The organism is Planosporangium mesophilum (assembly GCF_016863255.1).
Lineage (GTDB): Bacteria > Actinomycetota > Actinomycetes > Mycobacteriales > Micromonosporaceae > Planosporangium > Planosporangium mesophilum.
This window is the reverse complement of record NZ_BOON01000034.1, coordinates 69,680-92,867: the sequence shown is the minus strand read 5'-3', so window position 1 is coordinate 92,867 and position 23,188 is coordinate 69,680. Positions and strand designations below refer to the sequence as shown.

Below are 23,188 nucleotides of genomic sequence, written 5' to 3'. Positions count from 1 at the left end.
GTCAGCGGCTGTCGCTACTCTGGTCGGCATGTGGCAGGCGGAGGTACGCGTTGATCTTGATGCGGTCCGGAACAACCTGGCCCTGATCAGGCGCGGCACGGCTGCCGACGTGATGGCGGTGGTCAAGGGCGACGGGTACGGGCACGGCATGGTGCCCGTCGCCCGCGCCGCCATCGAGGCCGGGGCGACCTGGCTCGGCGGATGCACCCTCTGGGAAGCGCTCCAGTTACGGACGGCGGGGATCACCGTGCCGGTCCTCGCCTGGTTACTCGCCCCCGGCCAGCCCCTGCACGACGGGGTGGCCGCCGATGTCGACCTGGCTGCCTCGTCGCAGTCCGGCCTGGCCGAGGTGGTCGCGGCGGCCCGTCGGGTGGGCCGCCCGGCCCGGCTGCACCTCAAGATCGATACCGGCCTGAGCCGCAGCGGCGCGCTGCCCGCGGACTGGGCCTCGCTGGTCGAGTCGGCGGCCAAGGCGCAGGCCGACGGCGCGGTCGAGGTGGTCGGCGTGTGGAGCCACTTCGCCTGCGCCGACGAGCCGGGCCACCCCTCGATCGACGCTCAGTTAGCGAACTTCCACACCGCCCTGGCGGTGGCGGAGCGCTACGGGATCACCCCCCGGGTCCGCCACATCGCCAACTCCGCGGCCATCCTGACCCGCCCGGACGCGCACTTCGACCTCGTCCGCGCCGGCATCGCGATGTACGGGCTGTCCCCGATCCCGGACCGTGACTTCGGGCTACGGCCCGCCATGACCGCGCGGGGCCGCGTCATGATCGCCAAGCGGGTCGCCGCCGGCCAGGGCGTCTCGTACGGCCACACCTACGTCACCCCCACCGAGACCACCCTCGCCGTCGTTCCGTTCGGGTACGCCGACGGCGTGCCCCGCGCGGCGAGCAGCGGCGGGCCGGTCGCCATCGGCGGGCGGGTGCGCCACATCGCCGGCCGGGTCTGCATGGACCAGGTCGTCGTCGACTGCGGCGACGATCCGGTCACCGCCGGGGATCCGGCGGTCCTGTTCGGCCCCGGCGACGACGGCGAGCCGACCGCCGACGACTGGGCGCGGGTGTGCGGCACCATCAACTACGAGATCGTGACGCGGTTCGGCAGCGCCCGGGTGCCGCGACACTACGACGGGGAGCGGGGCACGGTTGGCTAGAGCGAAGACTGCGCGGCGCGCCGGGATCTTCGGAGCGATCGTCGGGGTGGCCGCCGCGGGCATCGCGGCCGGCGTGGCCGCCGAGCGGGCGCTGGTCCGCCGCACGCAACGGCAGGAGGATCCCTTCGCGGACGAGCCCTTCGGCAAGCTGCCCCACGACGACGAGCTGACGGTCGTCACCCCGGACGGGATCGACCTGCACGTGGAGCTACTGAAGTCCGAGACCGGCCCGGACGACCTGACCGTGATCTTCGTGCACGGTTTCTGCCTCGACATGGGCACGTTCCACTTCCAGCGGCGCGGCTTCGAGGGCAGGTACCGGATGGTCTTCTACGACCAGCCGGGGCACGGCCGGTCGGGGCGGCTCAAGGACGGGGAGTACACCCTGGAGGCGCTCGCCGCCGGGCTGGCGTCGGTGATCGAGGTGACCGCGCCCACCGGCCGGATCGTGCTCGTCGGCCACTCGATGGGCGGCATGACGATCATGGCTCTGGCAGAGCAGGCTCCCCGGCTGTTCGCCGAGCGGGTGGCCGGCGTCGTTCTGATCTCCACCTCGGCCGGCAACCTCGACCAGGTGACCTTCGGGCTGCCGGAGGTGGTGGCCAGGTTCCGGCACCCGCTCATGCCGCTGGTCCGCAACGCCGGCAAGATCACTGTGGCGATGGTCGACCGGGCCCGCAGGGCCGGGACCGACCTGGCGTGGCTGCTGACCCGGCGATACGGGTTCGGCACCCAGCGCCCGAGCCCGGCGCTGGTCTCGTACGTGGAGACGATGAACTCGGCGACCTCCGCCGAGGTGATCGCCCGCTACCTGCGTACGCTCTATACGCACGCCCGGCTGCTCGCGCTCGCCGCGTTGCGCGAGGTGCCGGTGCTCGTCGTCTGCGGCGACGTGGACGTGCTCACGCCGCTGGCGCACTCGCAGGAGATCTGCAAGGCGCTGCCCGACGCCGAGATGGTCGTCGTGTCCAACGGCGGGCACGTGGTGTTGCTGGAGCACGCCGACGAGGTCAACGCGGCAATCGGGTCGTTTCTGCAGAGGGTGGCATGACAGTCGCGTTGGCAGGAGTCGAGGACACGCGTGAGTACGGGCAGAGCCTGGCCCGGTTGCTGCGCGCCGGTGACCTCGTGGTGCTGACCGGGCCGCTGGGCGCCGGCAAGACCGTACTGGTGCAGGGAATCGGTGCCGGCCTGGGCGTCCGGGGCGACATCACCTCCCCGACCTTCGTCATCGCCCGGGTGCACCGGGCCGATCCGGCGCGCGGTGGGCGGGTGCCGCTGGTGCACGTCGACGCGTACCGGCTGGGCGCCGTCCCCGACCCGCGCGCCGAGGTCGACGATCTTGACCTGGACGCGACGGTGGACGACGCGGTCACCGTGGTCGAGTGGGGCGAGGGGCTCGTCGAGCAGTTGGTCGACGCGTACCTGGAGGTCCGCATCGACCGCCGGGACGACGAGTCACGGGTGGTGGACCTGGTGGCGCACGGCGGCGACTGGCCGGCCCGGCTGGCCGCCTTCCCGACGGTGGCTGCTCGCTGACTCCACGGTGCGGACTAGGGTTGCTGCGTGCTGGTAGTGGTGCTTGACTCCGCGACCCCCGCCGTCACGGCGGCGGTCGCCGCGGTGCGGCGGGACGACGTCGAGATCCTGACGCTCCGGGTGAGCGTCGACGCGCGCGCCCACGGCGAGCTGCTCGCGCCCGCGATCCAGGGCGTGCTCGCCGATGCCGGCGTCAAGCCGGGCGAACTGGCGGCGGTCGTCGCCGGGCTCGGGCCCGGACCCTTCACCGGACTGCGGGTCGGTCTCGTCACCGCGGCCGCCCTCGGCCACAGCCTGGGCATCCCGACCTACGGCGTCTGCTCGCTCGACGCGCTGGGCTGGGGCCAGCCGGGTACGGTGCTGGCCGCCACCGACGCCCGGCGCAAGGAGCTGTACTGGGCGGTCTACACCGACGGCGAGCGGATCACCGGCCCGGCCGTCGACCGCCCCGACGAGGTCGCGGCCCGCGCGGCGGCGGCCGGCGCGCGGCGCGCGGTCGGGGAGGGCGCCGAGAAGTACGAGCTCGGCCTGGCGGCGGACGGACCGCGCTACCCGGTGCCGGAGGCGCTCGCCGCGCTGGCCGCGGACCGGGTCCGCGACCGGGCACCGGGCGAGCCGCTCACCCCGCTGTACCTTCGCCGCCCCGACGCCACGCTGCCCGGGCAGCAACGGAAGTCCGTACTCCAGTGAAGATCGAGCGGCTGCGCTGGTGGCACATCGACGAGCTGCTACCGATCGAGGCGGACCTGTTCGGCGAGGAGCGCTGGACGGCCAGCATGTTCTGGAACGAGCTGGCCTCGGGCCACCACTACCTCGTCGCGACCGACGGTGACGGGGTCATCGGCTACGCCGGGCTGGCGGTCACGCCACCGGACGAGGCGTGGGTGCAGAACATCGCGGTACGCCGGGACGCGCAGCGCCGGGGCGTTGGCCGGGTCCTGCTGGAGGCGCTGCTCACGCGGGCGCGGGAGCGGGGGGCGCACCGGGTGCTGCTGGAGGTCGCGGTCGACAACGTGGCGGCCCAGAAGCTGTACGCCGACTACGGGTTCGAGCCCGTCGGGGTGCGTAAGGGCTACTACCAGCCGAGCAACACCGACGCATTGGTCATGCTGCGCGAGGAGCCGACATGAAATCCGAACCACTGGTTCTCGGCATCGAGACCTCCTGCGACGAGACCGGGGTCGGGATCGTGCGCGGGCACACGCTGCTCGCCGACGCGATCGCGTCCAGCGTCGACGAGCACGCCCGGTTCGGCGGGGTCGTCCCCGAGGTCGCCAGCCGCGCCCACCTGGAGGCGATGGTGCCGACCATGCAGCGGGCGCTGGACACCGCCGGCGTCACCCTCGCCGACGTGGACGCGATCGCGGTGACCGCCGGGCCCGGCCTGGCCGGCGCGCTGCTGGTCGGGGTCGCGGCCGCCAAGGCGTACGCCGTCGCCGCCGACAAGCCGCTCTACGGCGTCAACCACCTCGCCGCGCACGTCGCCGTCGACACCCTGGAGCACGGTCCGCTGCCCGAGCCGGCGGTCGCGCTGCTGGTCTCCGGCGGCCACTCCAGCCTGCTGCTCGTCGACGACCTGGCCAGTGGCGTCACGCCGTTGGGCAACACCATCGACGACGCGGCGGGGGAGGCGTTCGACAAGGTCGCCCGGCTGCTCGGGCTGCCGTTCCCCGGCGGTCCGCCGATCGACCGGGCGGCCCGGGAGGGCGACCCGGCGAGCATCAGCTTCCCGCGTGGCCTCACCGGTCCCCGGGATCTGGAGCGGCACCGGTTCGACTTCTCGTTCTCCGGGCTGAAGACGGCCGTCGCGCGCTGGGTGGAGGCCCGGCAGCGGGCCGGGGAGCCGGTACCCGTGAACGACGTCGCGGCCAGCTTCCAGGAGGCGGTCTGCGACGTGCTCGCGGCCAAGGCGGTCGATGCCTGCCGCACCTCCGGGGTGGAGACGCTCGTGATCGGCGGCGGGGTGGCGGCCAACTCGCGGCTGCGCGTGGTCGCCGAGCAGCGCGCCGCCAAATACGGGATCACGGTACGGGTACCGAGGCCGAAGCTGTGCACCGACAACGGTGCGATGGTCGCGGCGCTCGGCTCCCACCTCGTCGCGGCCGGTGCCCAGCCGAGCTCGCTGGATCTGCCCGCCGACTCCGCGATGCCGCTGACGGTGGTGACCGGATAATGTCCGGGCGTTCCGGTGACGGGGAGGGGAGCGCGGTGATCGTACGGATGTGGGAGGTACGTGCCCACCCGGAGGGGTTCGACGACCTGCTGTCTTGGGTGTGCGAGGCGGCCGTCCCCGAGTTCGAGGCGCACCCGATGCACGTCGGTACCGAGGTGTTCTCGTCGACCGACGGCCGGATCGTGATGATCTCGAAGTGGCGCAACACGCCGGCGGCGCTACCCGAGCCGCCGGGTCATCTCGTCGCCCGGAAGGCCCACTCCTGGGACTTCACGCCGGTCGACCGCTGAAGAAAGGCGGCTGACGGCTGGCGCGCCGCCTGGTGGCGGCGCGGATCTACCCGTCGTCTGTGGTGCGTATCGTGCTGAGCGGTACGGTCAGGCGGCGGCGGTCTGCCCCACGAGCCGCTTGGCGGCGGCTGCGATGAGAGAGATGAGCAGGGCGCTGACGACCTGCACCGCGATCGCGGAAACTACCTCGGCCATCGGATCTCCTTGGTTAACGCCTTCTGGCAGGTGAAACGTAGGGTCGCCGGGTTAACTCGAGGTGACAGTAGTGGTAGAAGACAGTGACACCACGTGAACTCACGGCAGTGTTTCGCCCGATCAGCCTGCTATGGGCGCCACGGCGGCGCCGGTGAGCCTCACCAGCTCGGCCGGGGCGAGTTCGATCTCCAGCCCGCGGCGGCCGGCTGACACGTACACCGTTTCGTGCTCCAGTGCCGAGGCGTCGACCACGGTGGGCAGCCGCTTGCGCTGACCGAGCGGGCTGATGCCGCCGCGCACGTACCCGGTCGTCCGCTCGGCCAGCGCCGGGTCCGCCATGGCGGCGCGCTTACCGCCGGTGGCGGAGGCGAGCGCCTTGAGGTCCAGCGAGCCGGTCACCGGTACGACCGCGACGGTCAGGTCGCCGTCTACGGTAACCACCAGCGTCTTGAAGCACCGCGCCGGCTCCACGCCGAGAGCAGAGGCGGCCTCCGCGCCATACGATTCGCTACGGGGGTCATGTCGGTACGAGTGCACCTGATGCGCGACCTTCTGCCGGCCGAGCAGTACGGTCGCCGGCGTGCCCTGCCCTGCCACGCAATGCAGGGTACCGGGGTCGGCCGGGCCGGTTGACCGCCCGGGACGGTCGACATCGACGGGATCTTCTATCGTGAGGCCGACGATGGAGGTGTTGGTCATGACGCGGAGCCGCCGGCTGTACGCGTTGGCGCTTTCCTGCGTTGTCGCCGCGACGGCGCTACTCCTGGTCGGGGTGCGGGCCTGGGCGAAGGAGACCGTGCACCGGACCGACTCGCGCTGTAGCCGGCCGGCCGTGATCGCGACCGCTCCCGGCCGGCCGGCGGTCGCGCCGGTGAGCGCGCCCTCCGGTCGACCGGCCTTGGCCCCGGTGGGGCCGGCGATCACCCACCGCCCGGCCGCGACCGGGCAGCGGCCGGAGCCGCGTTCGTGGCGGGCGCACACGCTGCGGGTGGCCGGCTGCGGCGCGTGGCGGGAGGTGCACGACCGGATCCGCCACCACCAGGGCTCACACCGGGGCGCATAGCAGCGCGGTCTGCGCCCCGGCGACGCGGGTGAGCACGACGGTCAGCTCCGCGTCCCCGGACAGCCGCAGGTCGCGGCGCAGCCGTTCGACGTCGACGGCGGAGCCGCGCTTGGCGATCGTGACCGCGCCGACTCCTCGGGTACGCAGCGCCGACCGCAGCCGCTTCAGCGAGAACGGCAGCACCTCCAACACCTCCAGGCACCGCCCGTACGGGGTGGGCAGTGGACTGTCGGCGTAGACGTAGGCGATCTCGGGGTCGGCGAGCGTGCCGTCCACGGTCGCGGCGAACTCCGCGACGAGGTGGGCGCGGACCACGGCGCCGTCCGGGTCGTACAGGTAGCGCCGCACCGGACCGACCGGTGCCCGCTCCTCGCCGCTGCCGGTCAGCTCGTGTACCTCGCCGTCGCGCAGCAGGGTGGCCCGGCGCGGAACCCGGGCCAGCGGACCGCACCAGAACGCGGCCTCGACGACGTCACCCCGTACGGAGACCCACTCGGCCTCCGCGCCGCCCGGTACGAGCGCGTGGTCGATGCCGGGCGCAAGCTTGAGCACCGTGCGCGGTACCCGCTCGGTGAGCCCGATGACGAAGTCCCACGGCGGCGAGAAGGCGGTCGGGTCGAACACCCGCCGGCCGGCGGTGGTACGCCGGGCCGGGTCGCAGAAGACGGCGTCCACGTCGTCCAGCGCGACCTCCTCGGCGGTGCGCGCGGCCACGGTCACCCGCTCGGCCAGCCCCAGCGCGGCCACGTTGGCGGCGGCGACCGCGGCGGTCACCGGGTCGGCGTCGACGGCGAGGACCCGCAGCCCGGCCCGGGCGAACGCGATCGTGTCGGCGCCGATACCGCAGCCGAGGTCGGCGACCGTACGGGCACCGGACGCCGCCAGCCGGGCGGCGCGGCGGGCGGCCACTTCGGAGCGGGTGGCCTGCTCCAGGCCGGCGCGAGTGAAGTACAGGGCCGACGCATCGGCGCCGAACTTGGTGGTGGCCCGGCGCCGCAGCACCGCCTGGGTCAGCGCGGTGGCGGCCAGTTCGGGCGGGATCGACCGGGAGCGCAGCGCCGACGACGCGGCCAGCGGGTCGCGGTCGGCCACCTCCATGGCCGCCCGGAGCGCCTCGGCGCCGTCGGGGGTGAGCAGGGCGGCCAACTGATCGGAGTCCACCGCGCCATTGTGGAGCCGGGCACGGGGGCCGCGCCGCTCGGCCGGTCGCTTGTCGTGTCGTTCGGCTGTTGACGCCGGGCGGTCCGACCGCGATGGTCGGCCGGACCGCCCGGTGCCGTGTCGAGCCCCGGCTCAGGCGTTCTCGTTCTCGCGGGTTTCGACCACGCAGTCCGGACCGGGGTAGAGCAGGTTCTCGTGTCCGTCCGGGAAGCGCACCAGGTACGGCGGAGAGCCGTCCCTGCCTCGCACTTCGATGATTTCCCCGAACCGGTCCCTGTCGCCGACCGTACGCCCGTGGACGTGCAGTCGGTCACCGACGGTTGCCCGCATAAAATCGCCTCCTCGTCTGTGGACGGCTCCCTCCGACGATGTCCTATTCGGGAGCGTGGCGGAAGATGCCCTACCCGGGGTCGGCGTACTTGCACCGGATAACAAAGTCCGTCATCGGCCAGTACTCTCGGTGATGGTTAAGTAACCTCCACGTGGGGACATCCGTCCGGGCAGCGGTTCGTTGGCACTCTCCTTGACGGAGTGCTAGCTCGGGGAATAACCTCCGGTTAGCACTCTCGGTGTGAGGGTGCTAGTTACACAGCTGCTTAGCCCGGGGTTTCCGGCACCCGCGACGACGGAAGCGCCAGGCGGCACGAGACACGAACTCAATACCCCAGGAGGGTATGCCCGTGACTACCGCGACGAAGGTTGCGATCAAGCCGCTCGAGGACCGCATCCTGGTCCAGGCGAATGAGGCCGAGACCACCACGGCGTCGGGCATCGTCATCCCCGACACCGCGAAGGAGAAGCCGCAGGAGGGCACGGTCCTCGCTGTGGGCCCGGGTCGTTTCGACGACAAGGGCAACCGGATCCCGGTCGACGTGAAGGTCGGCGACACGGTGATCTACTCCAAGTACGGAGGCACCGAGGTCAAGTGGGGCGGCGAGGAGTACCTCGTGCTCTCCGCCCGGGACGTCCTCGCTGTCATCGAGAAGTGACGCACTAACACCCGTGGACACCGCCCCGGAGCCGACGCTGACCGCGCACGGCACCGGGGCGGTGGCTCGTGAAGGGAACCCCACATATGGCGAAGATCCTGAGCTTCGCGGACGACGCCCGGCACCAGCTCGAGCACGGCGTCAACGCGCTGGCCGACACGGTCAAGGTCACGCTCGGCCCCAGGGGGCGCAACGTCGTCCTTGAGCAGAAGTTCGGCACACCCACCATCACCAACGACGGCGTGACGATCGCCAAAGAGGTCGAGCTCGCCAACCCGTACCAGAACCTCGGCGCACAGCTGGTCAAGGAGGTCGCCTCCAAGACCAACGACGTCGCGGGTGACGGCACCACCACCGCGACCGTCCTCGCCCAGGCGATGGTCCGCGAGGGCCTGCGCGCCGTGGCCGCCGGGATCAACCCGATCGCTCTCAAGCGGGGTATCGACGCGGCGGCCGGCGCCGTCGGCGAGGCGCTGCGCGGCAAGGCCGCCGAGGTCGCGAGCCGCGACGAGATCGCCCAGGTGGCCACGATCTCCGCGCAGGACCCGACGATCGGCGACCTGATCGCCGAGGCCATGGAGAAGGTCGGCCGTACCGGCGTCATCACGGTCGAGGAGGGCTCGACGCTCGCGACCGAGCTCGAGGTCACCGAGGGCATGCAGTTCGACAAGGGCTACATCTCGCCCTACTTCCAGACCGACCCGGAAGCCGGCGAGGCCGTCCTCGAAGACCCGTACATCCTGATCACGACCCAGAAGATCAGCGCGATCGAGGAGCTGCTGCCGCTGCTGGAGAAGGTCCTCCAGACCAGCAAGCCGCTGCTGATCATCGCCGAGGATGTCGAGGGTCAGGCGCTGTCGACCCTGGTCGTGAACTCCATCCGCAAGACCCTCAAGGTGGTCGCGGTCAAGGCGCCGGCGTTCGGTGACCGCCGCAAGGCCATGCTGCAGGACATCGCCATCCTCACCGGCGGCGAGCTGGTCGCGCCCGAACTCGGGTACAAGCTCGACTCGATCGGCGTGGAGCAGCTCGGCCAGGCCCGCCGCGTGGTCGTCACCAACAACAACACGACGATCGTGGACGGTGCCGGCAGCGCCGCCGACATCCAGGCGCGGGTCGAGCAGCTCCGCAAGGAGATCGAGGCGAGCGACTCCGACTGGGACCGCGAGAAGCTGAACGAGCGACTCGCGAAGCTCGCCGGCGGCGTCGCGGTCATCAAGGTCGGCGCGGCCACCGAGGTGGAGCTCAAGGAGCGCAAGCACCGCATCGAGGACGCGATCTCCGCGACCAGGGCCGCCGTGGAGGAGGGCATCGTCCCCGGTGGCGGCGCCGCGCTGGTACAGGTCACCGGTGTGCTGGACGGCAACCTCGACCGGACCGGTGACGAGGCGGCCGGCGTGCAGATCGTGCGCCGCGCGCTGGCCGAGCCGCTGCGGTGGATCGCCCAGAACGCCGGCGTCGACGGGTACGTCGTGGTCGAGCGGGTACGCGCCGCGGACTGGGGCCACGGCTTCGACGCCGCGAAGGGCGAGTACGTCGACCTGGTCAAGGCCGGCATCGTCGACCCGGTGAAGGTGACCCGCAGCGCGGTGGCGAACGCCGCCTCGATCGCGGGTCTGCTGCTCACGACCGAGAGCCTCGTGGTGGAGAAGCCCGCCGCGCCCGAGCCGGCGGCGGCCGGGGGCCACGGTCACGGACACCAGCACGGTCCCGGGTTCTGACCGGTCGGTGATTACAGCGGCCGGCCCGCCCCTCGGGGCGGGCCGGCCATGCTCGTCAAAACGCCCGCGTTGCCGGCCGCCCGAACCGGACGGCGCGACCGGCTGGCACCACGTCGACGTGACGGTGACCTGAGCCGTGTCCCGCGTCGACCGTGTCCGGCCCGTCGACCCCGCCCGGCCCGCCGATCCAGGAGGAGTGGCGCCCGACATCGGGCATGTCGGCTACCACTTCTCCTGGATCGACGAGTCGGAGCGAGCTGAAGCGCGCGCCCGGCCGGGCGTCAGCGAGCGACTGCCGGACGGGGTGTGAGCCCCGGCCGCGGCACCGGCAACACCGTCCGCGGCGGTAGCTGCGAGGGCTGACGACCACCGGGCGGCTGACCCCGGCCGGGTACGTGCCGGGGCTGAGCCCGGCCCGGTATCGGCGCGTGTCCGGGCACCGTTCCCCGGCCCGGCGCCTGGTCATGTCCCGGCGCCTGACCACGTCCCGCTGGCTGAGCACGCATCGGGACCTGGTCACGCGACGGCCCGTGACCACGGCTGTTGGCCGGCCGTCGGGCCGGCGGCGGTACCGGTACGACCGGCCGCTGTGCCGGCGGTCGCAGCCCGAGACGGGCCTCCAGTCGGCCTATGTCGACGCGGGCCTGCTGGCGATCGGCCGCGTCCTCCCACCCAGTCGCGAGCAGCCGAAGCCGTTCGGCCTCGGTGAAGCCACCCCAAACGCCGTACGGTTCGCGGGTCGCCAGAGCGTGCGCTGCACACTCGGCGCGTACCGGGCAGCCGCGGCACAACTGCTTCGCGGCAGCCTCCCGGCGTCCCCGGGACGCACCCCTCTCACCGTCGGGGTGGAAGAACTGGGCGCTGTCCCGGCCACGGCACAGTCCCATGCGCTGCCAATCCCATATATCGGCGATGGGACCGGGCAGCCGAGCGACGTTCGTCATGCGCACCCTCCTTCCGTACATGCGGTTGAGATGACTTGCCGAAAACGCGGGTTGCAAACCACCCCGTTGCGTTCTGCTCTCTGCCGCCGTTGTACGGGGCGAGGGGCGATTCCGGGGAAAGCAGAACTGATTTGCCCACATATGTGGTCCCCTCAAAGGAGAGGGGAGAGACGTTGCGTACGGTCCTGGTCTGTGTGAAGACACCTTTGGCCGCCCAAGCGATTGGAGCGTCGGCGTCGAGACTCGGCGTCGGCTCGGCGGTTCGTACCGCTTTGAACGCCACCGAGGCCGTGTCACAGCTCGCCGCGGAGCCCGCGGAGCTTGTGCTGGTCGATACGGCGGTGGCGCGCCCGGACAGCGCCGATTTCACCCGACGGGCGCTGCTGGCCGCGCCGGGCGCGACGATCGTCTTCTTCGGCATCGAGGAGCCGCGCAACGCGGCCGCGGCGATCGCGGCCGGCGCCCGGGGGGTGATCCGGGCCGACCACACCGACGCTGTGACGTTGGTTACGAAGGCGGTGCTGTTGCTGCTGACGCAGCCGTCCGTCAGCCAGCGGCCGACGGCCGCCAACGGGCTGAACGGCGGCCCCGGTAGCCGGCCGGTGGCGATGAACGGCGCCGGGTCGAACGCGGGACCCGGCAGGGGGCTGCCCGGAGCTGACGGGAACGGGGCGGCGATGCCGCTGCGTACCGCGACGGCGGTGCCCCACCAGCGCGGTGACGCGGTGGCCGAGCCACCCCGCCGGCGGGTCGATCTGACCGAGCGTGAGCTGCAGGTGCTGCGCGGCATGGCGGAGGGGAAGAGCAACGCCGAGATCGGCCGGGACCTGTATGTCTCGGAGGACACCGTCAAGACCCACGCACGCCGGCTGTTCCGAAAGTTGGGCGCGCGCGACCGGGCTCATGCCGTCGCCTCGGCGTTCCGCGCCGGCCTGGTGAGCTAACGGGTCCTGACATGCGGGGGCGTTACCCCGCGACGGCTCCCGTTAAACGGCGCGCTCCAGCGGCACCGGCCCGCCGGCGCGCCGTCAACGCTCTATGTCAGCGCTCGCCGTCGTCGGTGGCGTCGGCCAGCGCGTCGTGTACGCCGTCCGCGTAGCCGCGGGCGTACTCCCAGGTGACGTAGTGATCCGGATCGGGGTCGTACGCGGGCTCGTGCACCCTGGGTCGGCCCGAGGTCAGCAGGTGACGAAGGTTGGCGCGCAGCAGGTCCCAGTCGAAGTAGTGCGGCTCGTGGCAGTCCTCGCACTCGATGACGAGCCCCCGGACGCCGATCGGGGTCAGCAGTGCCTGGTAGATCTCCAGATCAGCAAGGTCCTCCAGTACGTCCTGCCGTTCCGCCTCGGTCAACGGCTCGCCGTCTTCGTTCGCGTCGAGGTCGGCACTGGGATCGCCGGGGTCGCCGGCGAACGGGTCGATGGGCTCGTCCTGCACCCTTTCACCGTAGCCCCGAACAAGGCCGCGTGCCGGCCCCCGCACAGGTTCGCTGGATCGGCTTACCCCGCGGAAGCGCAGCCGAGGCGGGCCCAACCGCAACGCGCCGCCAGGACGCCGGTGGCCCGGTGGGTACGATAAATGCACCCGCCTGCCGACCGAGAGCTGGGAAATCACTCCATGGATCTAGACAGCCGTTCGTTGCCGCTCGGGTTGACATTCGATGACGTTCTGCTACTGCCGGCCGAGTCCGACGTCGTGCCGAGCGAGGTCGATACTTCGAGCCGGTTGACCCGAAATGTCCGACTTCACATCCCGCTGGTCTCCAGCGCGATGGACACGGTCACCGAGGCCCGGATGGCGATCGCCATGGCGCGCCAGGGTGGTATCGGTGTGCTGCACCGCAACCTCGCGATCGAGGACCAGGCCCAACAGGTCGACCTCGTGAAGCGCTCCGAGGCGGGCATGGTCACCAACCCGATCACCTGCTCGCCCGAGGACACGATCGGCGACGTGGACGCGCTGTGCGGGCGCTACCGCATCTCCGGCGTACCGGTGACCGACACCGACGGCGCGCTGGTCGGCATCGTCACCAACCGTGACATGCGCTTCGTCACCGACAAGACCGCGCTGGTCCGCGACGTCATGACCAAGATGCCACTGGTCACCGCCCCGGTCGGGGTGGACAAGCCGACCGCTCTCGGGCTGCTCCGCCAGCACAAGGTGGAGAAGCTGCCGATCGTCGACGAGACCGGCACGCTGCGCGGGCTGATCACGGTGAAGGACTTCACCAAGAGCGAGCAGTTCCCGAACGCGACCAAGGACGAGGCGGGCCGGCTGCGGGTCGCCGCGGCCGTCGGCGTCGGCGAGGAGTCGTACAAGCGCGCCCGCACCCTGATCGAGGCCTGCGTCGACGTGCTCATGGTCGACACCGCCCACGGCCACAACCGGCAGGTACTGGAGATGGTCGCCCGCCTCAAGCGGGAGGCGCCCGCCGTCGACATCGTCGGCGGCAACGTCGCGACGTACGCCGGTGCCAAGGCCCTGGCCGAGGCGGGTGCCGACGCGGTGAAGGTCGGCGTCGGGCCGGGCTCGATCTGTACCACCAGGGTGGTCGCCGGTGTCGGTGTTCCGCAGGTCACCGCGATCATGGAGGCCGCCCGGGCCTGCCGCCCGCTCGGCGTACCGGTCATCGGTGACGGCGGGATGCAGTACTCCGGGGACATCGCCAAGGCGATCGTGGCCGGCGCCGACACCGTGATGCTGGGCAGCCTGCTGGCCGGCTGCGAGGAGAGCCCCGGCGACCTGATCTTCATCAACGGCAAGCAGTACAAGTCCTACCGGGGCATGGGCTCGCTCGGCGCGATGCAGTCGCGGGGACAGGCCCGGTCGTACTCCAAGGACCGCTACTTCCAGGACGACGTGCTCTCCGACGACAAGCTCGTACCGGAGGGCATCGAGGGCCAGGTGCCGTACCGTGGCCTGTTGTCGGCCGTCTCCCAGCAGCTCGTGGGTGGTCTGCGGGCCGCCATGGGCTACGTGGGCGCGACCACCATCCCCACCATGCACGAGCGTGGCGAACTCATCCGGATCACCGCGGCGGGACTCAAGGAGAGCCACCCGCACGACATCCAGATGACCGTCGAGGCTCCCAACTACCATTCCCGCTGACATTTCTGCGCATAACTTGGAGTCCACAGTGCGTGACTCGGTCGAGATCGGTCTGGGCAAGACCGCACAGCGGGGGTACCACCTCGACGACATTGCCCTCGTGCCCACCCGGCGTACCCGGGACGTCGACGACGTCTCGACGTCGTGGCAGCTCGACGCGTACCAATTCAAAATCCCGTGCGTGGCGCACCCGTCCGACGCGACGATGAGCCCGGCCACCACGGTCGCGCTCGGCCGCCTCGGCGGCCTCGGCGTGCTCAATGTGGAGGGGCTCTGGTGCCGCTACGAGGACCCGACCCGGGTCCTCGAGGAGCTGGCCGGGCTGAAGGGGGACGAGCCCACGACGCGGCGCCTGCAGGAGGTGTACTCCGCGCCGATCAAGCCGGAGCTGATCGTCGAGCGGGTCAAGCAGATCCGCGACGGCGGCGTGACGGTCGCGGTACGCGTGTCGCCGCAGCACACGCTCGCGCTCGCCCCGGTGATCCTCGACGCCGGCGTGGACATCCTGGTCATCCAGGGCACGCTGGTCTCGGCCGAGCACGTGTCGACTGTCGACGAGCCGCTCAACCTCAAGGAGTTCATCGCCGACCTGGACCTGCCGGTCGTCGTCGGCGGGTGCACCAACTACCAGACCGCGCTGCACCTCATGCGGACCGGCGCGGCGGGGGTCATCGTCGGTATCGGCGGGGACCAGTGGTCCACCACCGACCGGGTGCTCGGCATCCGGGTGCCGATGGCGAGCGCGATCGCCGACGCGGCCGCGGCACGCCGGGACTACCTGGACGAGACCGGCGGCCGGTACGTGCACATCATCGCCGACGGTGACATCACGACCTCCGGTGACATCGCGCGGGCGATCGGCTGCGGTGCCGACGCGGTGATGCTCGGCGAGCCGCTGACCCGCTCGGAGAACGCGCCGGCCGGTGGGGCCTGGTGGGTTTCGGCCGCCAGCCACCCGAAGCTGCCGCGCGGTTCGTTCGGCGGCGCGGAGGAGCCGATGGGGAGCCTGGAGCGGGTGCTGTTCGGTCCGTCCGACGACCCCGAGGGTGTGCTCAACCTGTTCGGCGGCCTGCGCCGGGCGATGGCCAAGTGCGGGTACCGCGACCTCAAGGAGTTCCAGAAGGTCGGCCTGGTCCTCGACCGCTAGATCTGCGGACGAAAGAGGGGGTACCCGCCACGGCGGGTACCCCCTCTCGCGTTTCTCGGGCTACTCGAGGTACCGGTCGGCCTCGCGGCAGGCGGTCTGGACCTCGGCCTGCTTCTTGGTCACGGTCGCCCGGTCGCCCGCTTCTGCGGCCTGTCCCAGCTCGCCCAGCAGGGTGAAGCACTTCGAGATGACGGCCTTCTGGCGCTTCAGCTCGTCGGCCTGGTTCTTCGAGCCGCTCAGGTCCGTCTTGGCCCGGCTCAGCTCGTCGTTGGCCCGCTGGAGGTCGGAGCGGGTCCGGTCCAGCTCGGAGCTCTTGGCGGCCAGCGTCGAGGTCCGCTGGCTGAGCGTCTTCTCGGTCCGGCTCTTCGCGCCGTGCTCGACGGCGAACAGGACCCCCAGGCCGGCGGTGCTCAGGAACAGCACGGCCGACAGCACCGCGAGGATCGGTACCAGCGGGCCGCGCTTGGCCCTGGGCGTGGTGGAGCCGGGCAGCGGCGGGGTGAACGCGGGCCCGGTCGGGTAGGGCTGCTGCCCCCAGGCGGGCGCCGACTGCCCGTACGGGGTACCGGAGACCGGCGGCGCCGAGAACGGCTGGTACAGCGGTGTCTCGGCGGCCGTGGGCTGGTACGTCGGCTCGGCCACCGTGGGCTGGTACAGCGGCGAGTCGGGCGCCGCGGGCTGGGCCGGCACCGCGATCGTCGGCGTGGCCGTGGGTGCCGGCGCGGCCGCGGGCTGAGCCGGCGCGGGCTGGGCAGGGACCCAGCCGTACTGGCCCTGGGTGGCCGGCTGAGCGCCACCCTGTTCGGGGAACGCCACCGTGGCGTCGGCCGTGCTGCCGGGGTTGGGCTGGCGCTCCGCGTCCGGAGTGCCGTCGGGGTGTGTCATTCGTCCTCCAGGATCCCGCCGGGGGTGGTCCACCGGGGTTTGCAGATGAGCGGAGCGGGTGGGGTACGTGCGGCGCGCGTCAGCAGACGGCGAACGTGTCGCAGGCGATGGAGATCGGGATGGCCAGGCCGATGCCCTCGGCCCTGCTCGCCTTCGCCGTGGCGATCCCGACGACCTGCTTCTGCGCGTCGACGACCGGGCCGCCGGAGTTGCCCGGGTTGATCGGCGCAGAGAACTGGATGACCGGACCGTCGGCGGTGGTACGCAGTGCGCTGACCACGCCGGTGGTGACGGTGTCCTCGAGGCCGAGCGGGGCCCCGATCACGACGACGGGCTGCCCGGACGCGATGGTGGCCTTCGACGGCTGCAGCCGCGAGAACTTCTCGGTGGTGTGCAGCAGCGCGATGTCCTTGCCGCCGTCGCCCACCTTGACGATCTTCGCGGAGTACCGCTTGTTGTCGCGCTCGAGCGCCACGTCGCGACCGCCGCTGTTGTAGAGGCTCTCCACCACGTGGAAGTTCGTCAGCAGGTCGGTGCCGCCGCCGGAGGGTTCCCGCCCGATCGCGAACGCCGTACCCGAGGAGTCGCCGGCGATCACCCGGAACACGCTGGGGGAGACCTGCGCCGCGACGGCGGCGGCGTCGAGCGACTTGCCGGCCTGCCGCTCGAGCTCGACGACCCGGCCTTCCAGCCCCCGGATCCGCCCGTTGCTGTTCCCGTCGGCCCGCGTCGTCGACGCGACGGTCCTGTCGAGGCGGTTGTCGAGCCGGATCAGCACGAAGGTCTGGGCGGCGACGACGATCAGCAGCAGGACGATCAGTCCGAACGCGACGATCGCGAGTGGACCGCGACGCGCGGGCGCGGCGGTCGCGGGTACCGCGGCGGCGAATGGCGGCGCGCTCAGCGGCGGCGCGGTGAACGGCGGCGCGCTCAGCGGTGGCGCGGCAGGGTAGGGCCCCGAGGGGTAGCCGGGCGGCGGGTACGCGAGGTGCGGCGCCGACGGACCGGGGCGTTCCGGCGGGGCCGGGTGCGCGCCCGCCGGGGAGGGCGCCGGCGACGGCCCGCCCTCGGCACCAGTCGGGTCGTGTGCTCCCGTCATCCTGCGCATCCCCCCGCGAAAGGCCCGATCCGGGCCGGTGTGCAACAAGCGGCCCTGCCTGCGCCCACGCGCAAAGCGGCGAGCAGGCAGCACGGTACCGGTGTGGCCTGCAGCCCGGCTCACCCATACGGGCCTACTTCGCGGTCCCGGCATCGACCGAAGTGGTGGTATGGGCGGTGCGTGGCATTTGAGGCCGGCCCCGTACCGACCAGGTGTGATCAATCGCACGCGCTCGCGCGGCACCCCGTCGGGAGGACCGACCGTCCCGTATGGACGCCGCCGGACGAGCGCGGCCGACTGTACACCAACGAGTTCATCGATATACCGATCGACCCGAGCCGTCCCGGATCCCACTATCTGGATCTTGGCGGTGACCAGGAAAACTCGGGGTCTTCCATAAAAGTGACTCGTGAGTAACTATGTGGCATGCGTTACGACGTGGTGATTATCGGCTCCGGCTTCGGCGGCAGTGTGTCCGCGTTGAGACTGGTCGAGAAGGGGTACAAGGTCGCCGTGCTGGAGGCCGGCCGCCGCTTCGCCGACGACGAGTTCCCCAAGACGTCGTGGCGTTCGCGCCAGTTCCTGTGGGCCCCGGCGCTGGGCTGCTATGGCATCCAGCGCATCAACCTGCTCCGCGACGTGCTCGTCCTCTCCGGAGCCGGGGTCGGCGGCGGTTCGCTGGTCTACGCCAACACGCTGTACCGGCCGCTGCCGCCGTTCTATCGCGACCCCCAGTGGGCCGGCATCACCGACTGGGAGCGGGAGTTGGCCCCCCACTACGACCAGGCCGAGCGGATGCTCGGGGTGGTCACGTACAACCGCATGACGCGGGCCGACGAGGCGATGAAGCGGGTGGCCGTGCGGATGGGCGTGGAGGACACGTTCCACCCGACCCCCGTCGGCGTCTACTTCGGGCAGCCCGGCGTCGACCCGTACTTCGGCGGCGCCGGACCGGTCCGCAACAGCTGTATCCACTGCGGCGCCTGCATGACCGGCTGCCGGTTCAACGCCAAGAACACGCTGGTCAAGAACTACCTGTACCTGGCCGAGCAGGGCGGTGCCGAGGTGTACCCGCTGACCACGGTCGACGTGGTGCGCCCGGCTGCGCAGGGGGGCTATGTCATCACCACCCACCGCACCGGGCGGTCCTGGAAGCGCCGTACCTTCGAGGCCGACCAGGTGATCTTCGCGGCCGGGGCGCTCGGTACCCAGCGGGTGCTGCACCGCTCGAAGGCGGCCGGTGCGCTGCCGAACCTGTCGCCGCGGGTGGGTGCGCTGACGCGTACCAACTCCGAGGCGATCCTGGGCGCCCGGACGTTCCGGACGGACGCCGACTACACCGACGGCGTCGCGATCACCAGCTCGTTCCACCCCGACGCGAGTACGCACATCGAGCCGGTCCGGTACGGCAAGGGCTCCAACGCGATGGGGCTGCTGCAGACCGTGCTCACCGACGGCGGGCCGCACCGGATGCTGCGCTGGTGGCGGGTGTTCTTCACGCGCCCGATCAAGCACCTACGGGCGCTGTCGGTGCGCAAGTGGTCGGAGAAGACGGTCATCGCGCTGGTCATGCAGTCGCTGGACAACTCGCTGCAGACCCACTACAAGCGGGGCTGGCTGGGGCGCAAGCGGCTGACCACCACGCAGGGCCACGGCGCGCCCAACCCGACCTGGATCCCGGCCGGCAACGAGGCGACGCGACTGCTCGCCGAGGAGATCGACGGCGTGGCCGGCGGCTCCTGGGGCGAGGTGTTCAACATCCCGATGACCGCGCACATCCTGGGCGGTTCGCCGATCGGCGCCGACGCCGAGCACGGGGTGATCGATCCGTACCATCGCGTCTTCGGCCACGATGGGCTGCATGTTGTCGACGGTGCGGCGGTGAGCGCGAACCTCGGCGTGAACCCCTCGCTGACGATCACCGCCCAGGCCGAGCGGGCGATGTCGATGTGGCCCAACAAGGGCGAGGCCGACCCGCGGCCGCCGCTGGGATCGGAGTACCGGCCGGTCGCGCCGGTCGCACCCCGGCAGCCGGCCGTACCGGCGGCCGCACCGGCCGCGCTGCGCTAATCCTCGCGGCCGGCGGACACCCGGCGCTTGCCGTGGGGTCGCGGGGTCCGGGAATCCCAGGGTGTCCAGGAATGCCAGGGTTCGTAACTCGGACGAAATTCGCCCGAAATACCCGATAGTCAGGCTTCAGGGGAGTCCCACCGATCCACCCTGGGGGCACCGGTGGATCCCTATCCCGCCTGGCTCAGTCCGGGCGACAACGCCTGGCAGTTGATCGCCGCCACCCTGGTCGGCCTCATGAGCATCCCGGGTCTGGTGCTCCTGTACGGCGGCCTGGTGCAGCGCAAGTGGGTCGTCAACACGATGCTCATGGCGTTCGCCGGGTTCGCGCTGGTGCTCGTCGCGTGGGTCCTCTACGAGTTCAGCATGGCGTTCGGGCGGCCGCTGCGGCTGGGACCGGGCGTGCTGGGCCACGTCGTGGGCGTACCGCGCCCGATCCTCGACCCCGGGTCGATGCAGGGCAGGGCCCACATCCCTCTGCTCGACGGCGCGATGCCCGACTTCCGGTACCCGAAGTCCACGCTCGCCTACTTCCACTTCGCGTTCGCCGCGATCACCCCGCTGCTGTTCCTGGGGTCGGTGCTGGGCCGGATGAGCTTCCGGGCGTGGCTGGTGTTCGTACCGCTGTGGTCGGGCCTGGTGTACTCGGTCAACGCGTTCCTGCTGTGGGGCGGCGGCTGGTGGGCCCACGCCGGCGCGCTCGACTACAGCGGCGGGTACGTGATCCACCTGGCCGCCGGTACCACCGGCTTCACCGCGGCCGCGGTGATCGGTCCCCGGCTGGCCGGCGACCGGGCCCGACCGCTGCCCAACAACCTGCCCATGGTGGCCGCCGGCGCCGGCATCCTGTGGCTGGGTTGGAACGGCTTCAACGGCGGCGACATGTACTTCGGCGGCGCGAACGCGGCCGCGGCGGTCCTCAACACCAACCTCTCCGCCGCCGTCGCGCTGCTGACCTGGCTGCTGCTGGACATGGCCGCCGGCCCGCAGCGCAAGCCCACCTTCCTGGGCGCGGTCAACGGCATGATCACGGGCCTGGTGGCGATCACCCCGGCCGCGGGCTTCGTCAACGGCTGGGGCGCGCTCGTCACCGGCCTCGTCGCGTCGGTCGTGGTCTGGCTGTCCTGGAACAGGCTCAACCGGCTGGGCCTCTTCCGCCGGGTCGACGACACGCTCGGGGTCTTCCACACCCACGGCGTCGCGGGCCTGACCGGCGGCCTGCTGGTCGGTCTGCTCGCCGACCCCGCGATGGCGGTGTACCTCCGGCCGGACGGGTCGACCGCGGTCGCCGCGGCCGGTGCGCTGTACGGCCACCCCCGCCAGTTGGCGCTGCAGGCGGGCGCCGCGGTGACGGTCATCGCGTGGGACGCGCTGCTGACATTCGCGATTCTCTCGGTACTCGGAAGGGTGATGGCGTTGCGGCTGCCCGACGACGTCCTCGAAAGCGGTGACCTGGGCGTACACGACGAGGAGGCGTACCCGGGCGAGCCGGTCGCGAGCGTGCCGCCGTGGGCCGCGCCGCCCACGGCGATGCCCCCGCCGGCTCCGCCTGCGCCGGCCCAGACAGCCCCGCCGGCCCCGCCCGATCCGGCCCCGCCGGAGCCGGCCCCTCCGGCGCCGCCGCCGCCCGCGAAGCACGCTCCGCCGTGAGAGGTGTGTGCAGGCTCACCGGGCAGGACCGTTTGCGGGGGCCCGCTGAGCCGCCCCGACCGGGGGGAACCCGCCCCGCGGCGGATAGGCTCGGCTCATGAGCACGCCGCCGCCGGTTCTCGTCGTCGACTTCGGAGCCCAGTACGCCCAGTTGATCGCCCGTCGCGTCCGCGAGGCCAACGTCTACTCCGAGTTGGTGCCGCACTCGATGCCGGTGGAGCAGATGATGGCCCGCAAGCCGGCCGCGATCATCCTCTCCGGTGGCCCGTCGAGCGTGTACGAAGAGGGCGCGCCGCAGGTGGACCCGGCCCTGTTCGACACGGGGGTGCCGGTCTTCGGCATCTGCTACGGCTTCCAGGCCATGGCCCGGGCGCTCGGCGGCGAGGTCGCCCACACCGGGCTGCGCGAGTTCGGCGGCACCCCGCTGACGGTCGCGGAGGACGGCGGCGTACTGCTCACCGACCTGCCCGCCGACCAGTCGGTGTGGATGAGCCACGGCGACAGCGTCTCGGCCGCGCCGCCCGGGTTCGCCGTCACGGCCGGGTCGCCCGGCGCCCGGGTCGCGGCGTTCGAGGACACCGAGCGGCGCCTGGCCGGCGTGCAGTTCCACCCGGAGGTCGCGCACACGCCTCACGGCCAGGAGATCCTGCGCCGCTTCCTGACCGGCATCGCGGGGCTCGAGCCGACGTGGACCAACGAGGAGATCATCGACGAGCAGGTCAGGGCGATCCGCAAGCAGGTCGGTGACAAGCAGGTGATCTGCGGGCTCTCCGGCGGGGTCGACTCGGCGGTCGCCGCCGCGCTGGTCCACAAGGCCGTCGGTGACCAGCTCACCTGCGTCTTCGTCGACCACGGCCTGCTGCGGGCGGGCGAGGCCGAGCAGGTCGAGCAGGACTACGTGGCCGCCACCGGCATCAAGCTCAAGGTGGTCGACGCGACCGACCGGTTCCTGGACGCACTCGCCGGGGTCACCGACCCGGAGCAGAAGCGCAAGATCGTCGGGCGCGAGTTCATCCGCGTCTTCGAGCAGGCGGCCCGGGAGGTCGCGGCCGAGCACGACGTCGAGTTCCTGGTACAGGGGACCCTGTACCCGGACGTCGTGGAGTCCGGCGGCGGCACCGGTACGGCCAACATCAAGAGCCACCACAACGTCGGCGGGCTGCCCGAGGACCTGAAGTTCACGCTCATCGAGCCGCTGCGCACCCTGTTCAAGGACGAGGTACGGGCGATCGGCACCGCGCTCGGGCTGCCCGAGGAGATCGTGCAGCGCCACCCGTTCCCGGGCCCCGGCCTGTCGATCCGGATCATCGGTGAGGTCACCCGGGACCGCCTGGAGGTGCTGCGCGCCGCCGACCGGATCGCCCGCGAGGAGCTCACCGCGGCCGGCCTCGACCGCCAGATCTGGCAGGTCCCGGTCGTGCTGCTGGCCGACGTGCGCAGCGTGGGCGTCCAGGGCGACGGCCGCACGTACGGGCACCCGATCGTGCTGCGCCCGGTCTCGAGCGAGGACGCCATGACGGCCGACTGGTCGCGGCTGTCCTACGACGTCCTCGCCCGGATCTCGACGCGGATCACCAATGAGGTGCCGGAGGTCAACCGGGTCGTCCTCGACATCACCAGCAAACCCCCGGGCACCATCGAGTGGGAGTGACCCCACCCGGCCGCGTCAGGCGGCCGGCGGGGCGGTGGGCGCCGGCGGGGTCCAGGCCGCGGGCTGCTGCGGCGGCTCCGGTACGACCAGCCACAGGATCGGGTACGCCAGCAGCGCGGCGCCGCCGGTGAAGAACGCGAGGACCACGAACAGCACCCGGACGATGGACGGGTCCATGTTCGAGTACTCGGCGATGCCGCCGCAGACGCCGGCGACCATCCGGTCGGTACGGGAGCGGTAGAGCTTGCGGTACGTCTCAGTCATGCCTCTACGGTGCCCTGCGACCGGCCCGTCGCGCCTCGGGTGAGCCCCGGATCGTCGACCCTGGCCCCTCCCTGATGCCGCCCCTG

General features: G+C 71.8%; 24 protein-coding genes and 1 pseudogene. 17 read left to right on the top strand and 8 right to left on the bottom strand.

Features of this window, described 5'->3' with window-relative positions:
* Window positions 1-28 precede the first annotated feature (28 nt).
* From alr to Pme01_RS18825, 7 genes are read left to right on the top strand one after another with little or no spacing between them, the layout of a single operon-like run.
* Window positions 29-1,156, top strand: a complete 1,128-nt coding sequence (alr, locus tag Pme01_RS18855; protein WP_168116226.1) for an alanine racemase — start codon at window positions 29-31, stop codon at window positions 1,154-1,156.
* Complete coding sequence (locus Pme01_RS18850) at window positions 1,149-2,207, top strand: alpha/beta fold hydrolase (protein WP_168116227.1); 1,059 nt, start codon at window positions 1,149-1,151, stop codon at window positions 2,205-2,207. Before alr ends, Pme01_RS18850 begins: the two co-directional genes overlap by 8 nt.
* On the top strand, window positions 2,204-2,695 hold the full coding sequence (gene tsaE, locus Pme01_RS18845) for a tRNA (adenosine(37)-N6)-threonylcarbamoyltransferase complex ATPase subunit type 1 TsaE (protein ID WP_168116228.1): 492 nt from the start codon (window positions 2,204-2,206) through the stop codon (window positions 2,693-2,695). The genes Pme01_RS18850 and tsaE overlap by 4 nt, the downstream gene beginning before the upstream one ends.
* Window positions 2,696-2,722: 27 nt before the next feature.
* A complete protein-coding gene (gene tsaB / locus Pme01_RS18840) occupies window positions 2,723-3,385 on the top strand; it encodes a tRNA (adenosine(37)-N6)-threonylcarbamoyltransferase complex dimerization subunit type 1 TsaB (protein WP_168116229.1) in 663 nt (220 codons plus the stop codon).
* Window positions 3,382-3,825 (top strand): ribosomal protein S18-alanine N-acetyltransferase, encoded by a 444-nt coding sequence (gene rimI / locus Pme01_RS18835; protein ID WP_168116230.1) that lies wholly within the window; start codon window positions 3,382-3,384, stop codon window positions 3,823-3,825. The genes tsaB and rimI overlap by 4 nt, the downstream gene beginning before the upstream one ends.
* The gene (gene tsaD, locus Pme01_RS18830; RefSeq protein ID WP_168116231.1) at window positions 3,822-4,868 is read left to right on the top strand and encodes a tRNA (adenosine(37)-N6)-threonylcarbamoyltransferase complex transferase subunit TsaD; all 1,047 of its coding nucleotides are present in this window, start codon (window positions 3,822-3,824) and stop codon (window positions 4,866-4,868) included. The genes rimI and tsaD overlap by 4 nt, the downstream gene beginning before the upstream one ends.
* 35 nt (window positions 4,869-4,903) lie before the next feature.
* The gene (locus tag Pme01_RS18825) at window positions 4,904-5,158 is read left to right on the top strand and encodes a hypothetical protein (protein WP_168116328.1); all 255 of its coding nucleotides are present in this window, start codon (window positions 4,904-4,906) and stop codon (window positions 5,156-5,158) included.
* 315 nt (window positions 5,159-5,473) lie between these two features.
* Here Pme01_RS18825 and ybaK read toward each other — a convergent pair whose 3' ends face one another.
* Window positions 5,474-5,950, bottom strand: a complete 477-nt coding sequence (gene ybaK / locus Pme01_RS18820) for a Cys-tRNA(Pro) deacylase (protein WP_168116232.1) — start codon at window positions 5,948-5,950, stop codon at window positions 5,474-5,476.
* 100 nt (window positions 5,951-6,050) lie between these two features.
* Between ybaK and Pme01_RS18815 the strand changes: the two genes are divergently transcribed.
* Window positions 6,051-6,416: a hypothetical protein gene (locus Pme01_RS18815; protein ID WP_168116233.1), complete on the top strand. Its 366-nt coding sequence runs from the start codon at window positions 6,051-6,053 to the stop codon at window positions 6,414-6,416.
* Here the strand turns inward: Pme01_RS18815 and Pme01_RS18810 are convergent.
* Entirely contained in the window at window positions 6,399-7,577 is a 1,179-nt protein-coding gene (locus tag Pme01_RS18810) for a class I SAM-dependent methyltransferase (RefSeq protein ID WP_168116234.1), read from the bottom strand. The two genes, Pme01_RS18815 and Pme01_RS18810, sit on opposite strands and share 18 nt — an antisense overlap.
* A 132-nt stretch (window positions 7,578-7,709) precedes the next feature.
* Window positions 7,710-7,907, bottom strand: coding sequence for a DUF1918 domain-containing protein (locus tag Pme01_RS18805; protein ID WP_168116235.1), 198 nt, complete (start codon window positions 7,905-7,907; stop codon window positions 7,710-7,712).
* A gap of 350 nt (window positions 7,908-8,257) precedes the next feature.
* On the opposite strand from Pme01_RS18805, the gene groES reads away from it, so the two are divergent.
* The 3 genes from groES (at window position 8,258) to Pme01_RS18790 (ending at window position 10,597) form a co-directional block, all read left to right on the top strand.
* The gene (gene groES, locus Pme01_RS18800; protein ID WP_505868950.1) at window positions 8,258-8,566 is read left to right on the top strand and encodes a co-chaperone GroES; all 309 of its coding nucleotides are present in this window, start codon (window positions 8,258-8,260) and stop codon (window positions 8,564-8,566) included.
* A gap of 86 nt (window positions 8,567-8,652) precedes the next feature.
* The gene (gene groL, locus Pme01_RS18795; protein ID WP_168116237.1) at window positions 8,653-10,287 is read left to right on the top strand and encodes a chaperonin GroEL; all 1,635 of its coding nucleotides are present in this window, start codon (window positions 8,653-8,655) and stop codon (window positions 10,285-10,287) included.
* 136 nt (window positions 10,288-10,423) lie between these two features.
* Window positions 10,424-10,597: a hypothetical protein gene (locus Pme01_RS18790; protein WP_168116238.1), complete on the top strand. Its 174-nt coding sequence runs from the start codon at window positions 10,424-10,426 to the stop codon at window positions 10,595-10,597.
* 268 nt (window positions 10,598-10,865) lie between these two features.
* Here the strand turns inward: Pme01_RS18790 and Pme01_RS18785 are convergent.
* Window positions 10,866-11,231: pseudogene (locus Pme01_RS18785) on the bottom strand (WhiB family transcriptional regulator); the annotation flags it as partial.
* A 173-nt stretch (window positions 11,232-11,404) separates the two neighbouring features.
* Between Pme01_RS18785 and Pme01_RS31095 the strand changes: the two are divergent.
* Complete coding sequence (locus Pme01_RS31095) at window positions 11,405-12,175, top strand: response regulator transcription factor (RefSeq protein ID WP_168116239.1); 771 nt, start codon at window positions 11,405-11,407, stop codon at window positions 12,173-12,175.
* 97 nt (window positions 12,176-12,272) lie between these two features.
* Here the strand turns inward: Pme01_RS31095 and Pme01_RS18775 are convergent, their stop codons facing one another.
* Entirely contained in the window at window positions 12,273-12,665 is a 393-nt protein-coding gene (locus Pme01_RS18775; protein ID WP_168116240.1) for a DUF5319 domain-containing protein, read from the bottom strand.
* Window positions 12,666-12,845: 180 nt separating this feature from the next.
* Between Pme01_RS18775 and guaB the strand changes: the two genes are divergently transcribed.
* Both guaB and Pme01_RS18765 read left to right on the top strand, forming a co-directional pair.
* Window positions 12,846-14,336 carry an IMP dehydrogenase gene (guaB, locus tag Pme01_RS18770; RefSeq protein ID WP_168116241.1) on the top strand — a complete coding sequence of 497 codons (1,491 nt, stop codon included), beginning with the start codon at window positions 12,846-12,848 and terminating at the stop codon, window positions 14,334-14,336.
* Between the two features lie 28 nt (window positions 14,337-14,364).
* Entirely contained in the window at window positions 14,365-15,483 is a 1,119-nt protein-coding gene (locus Pme01_RS18765) for a GuaB3 family IMP dehydrogenase-related protein (protein WP_168116242.1), read from the top strand.
* Between the two features lie 60 nt (window positions 15,484-15,543).
* Here Pme01_RS18765 and Pme01_RS18760 read toward each other — a convergent pair whose 3' ends face one another.
* Both Pme01_RS18760 and Pme01_RS18755 read right to left on the bottom strand, forming a co-directional pair.
* Window positions 15,544-16,368, bottom strand: coding sequence for a hypothetical protein (locus Pme01_RS18760; RefSeq protein ID WP_168116243.1), 825 nt, complete (start codon window positions 16,366-16,368; stop codon window positions 15,544-15,546).
* Between the two features lie 79 nt (window positions 16,369-16,447).
* Window positions 16,448-17,467: a S1C family serine protease gene (locus Pme01_RS18755; RefSeq protein WP_203935732.1), complete on the bottom strand. Its 1,020-nt coding sequence runs from the start codon at window positions 17,465-17,467 to the stop codon at window positions 16,448-16,450.
* Window positions 17,468-17,893: 426 nt separating this feature from the next.
* On the opposite strand from Pme01_RS18755, the gene Pme01_RS18750 reads away from it, so the two are divergent.
* The 3 genes from Pme01_RS18750 (at window position 17,894) to guaA (ending at window position 22,838) form a co-directional block, all read left to right on the top strand.
* The gene (locus Pme01_RS18750) at window positions 17,894-19,537 is read left to right on the top strand and encodes an FAD-dependent oxidoreductase (RefSeq protein WP_168116244.1); all 1,644 of its coding nucleotides are present in this window, start codon (window positions 17,894-17,896) and stop codon (window positions 19,535-19,537) included.
* Between the two features lie 162 nt (window positions 19,538-19,699).
* Window positions 19,700-21,187 carry an ammonium transporter gene (locus tag Pme01_RS18745; protein WP_203935731.1) on the top strand — a complete coding sequence of 496 codons (1,488 nt, stop codon included), beginning with the start codon at window positions 19,700-19,702 and terminating at the stop codon, window positions 21,185-21,187.
* Window positions 21,188-21,284: 97 nt separating this feature from the next.
* Window positions 21,285-22,838: a glutamine-hydrolyzing GMP synthase gene (gene guaA / locus Pme01_RS18740; RefSeq protein WP_168116245.1), complete on the top strand. Its 1,554-nt coding sequence runs from the start codon at window positions 21,285-21,287 to the stop codon at window positions 22,836-22,838.
* Between the two features lie 15 nt (window positions 22,839-22,853).
* Here the strand turns inward: guaA and Pme01_RS18735 are convergent, their stop codons facing one another.
* Window positions 22,854-23,102, bottom strand: a complete 249-nt coding sequence (locus tag Pme01_RS18735) for a PspC domain-containing protein (RefSeq protein WP_168116246.1) — start codon at window positions 23,100-23,102, stop codon at window positions 22,854-22,856.
* Window positions 23,103-23,188: the final 86 nt, after the last annotated feature.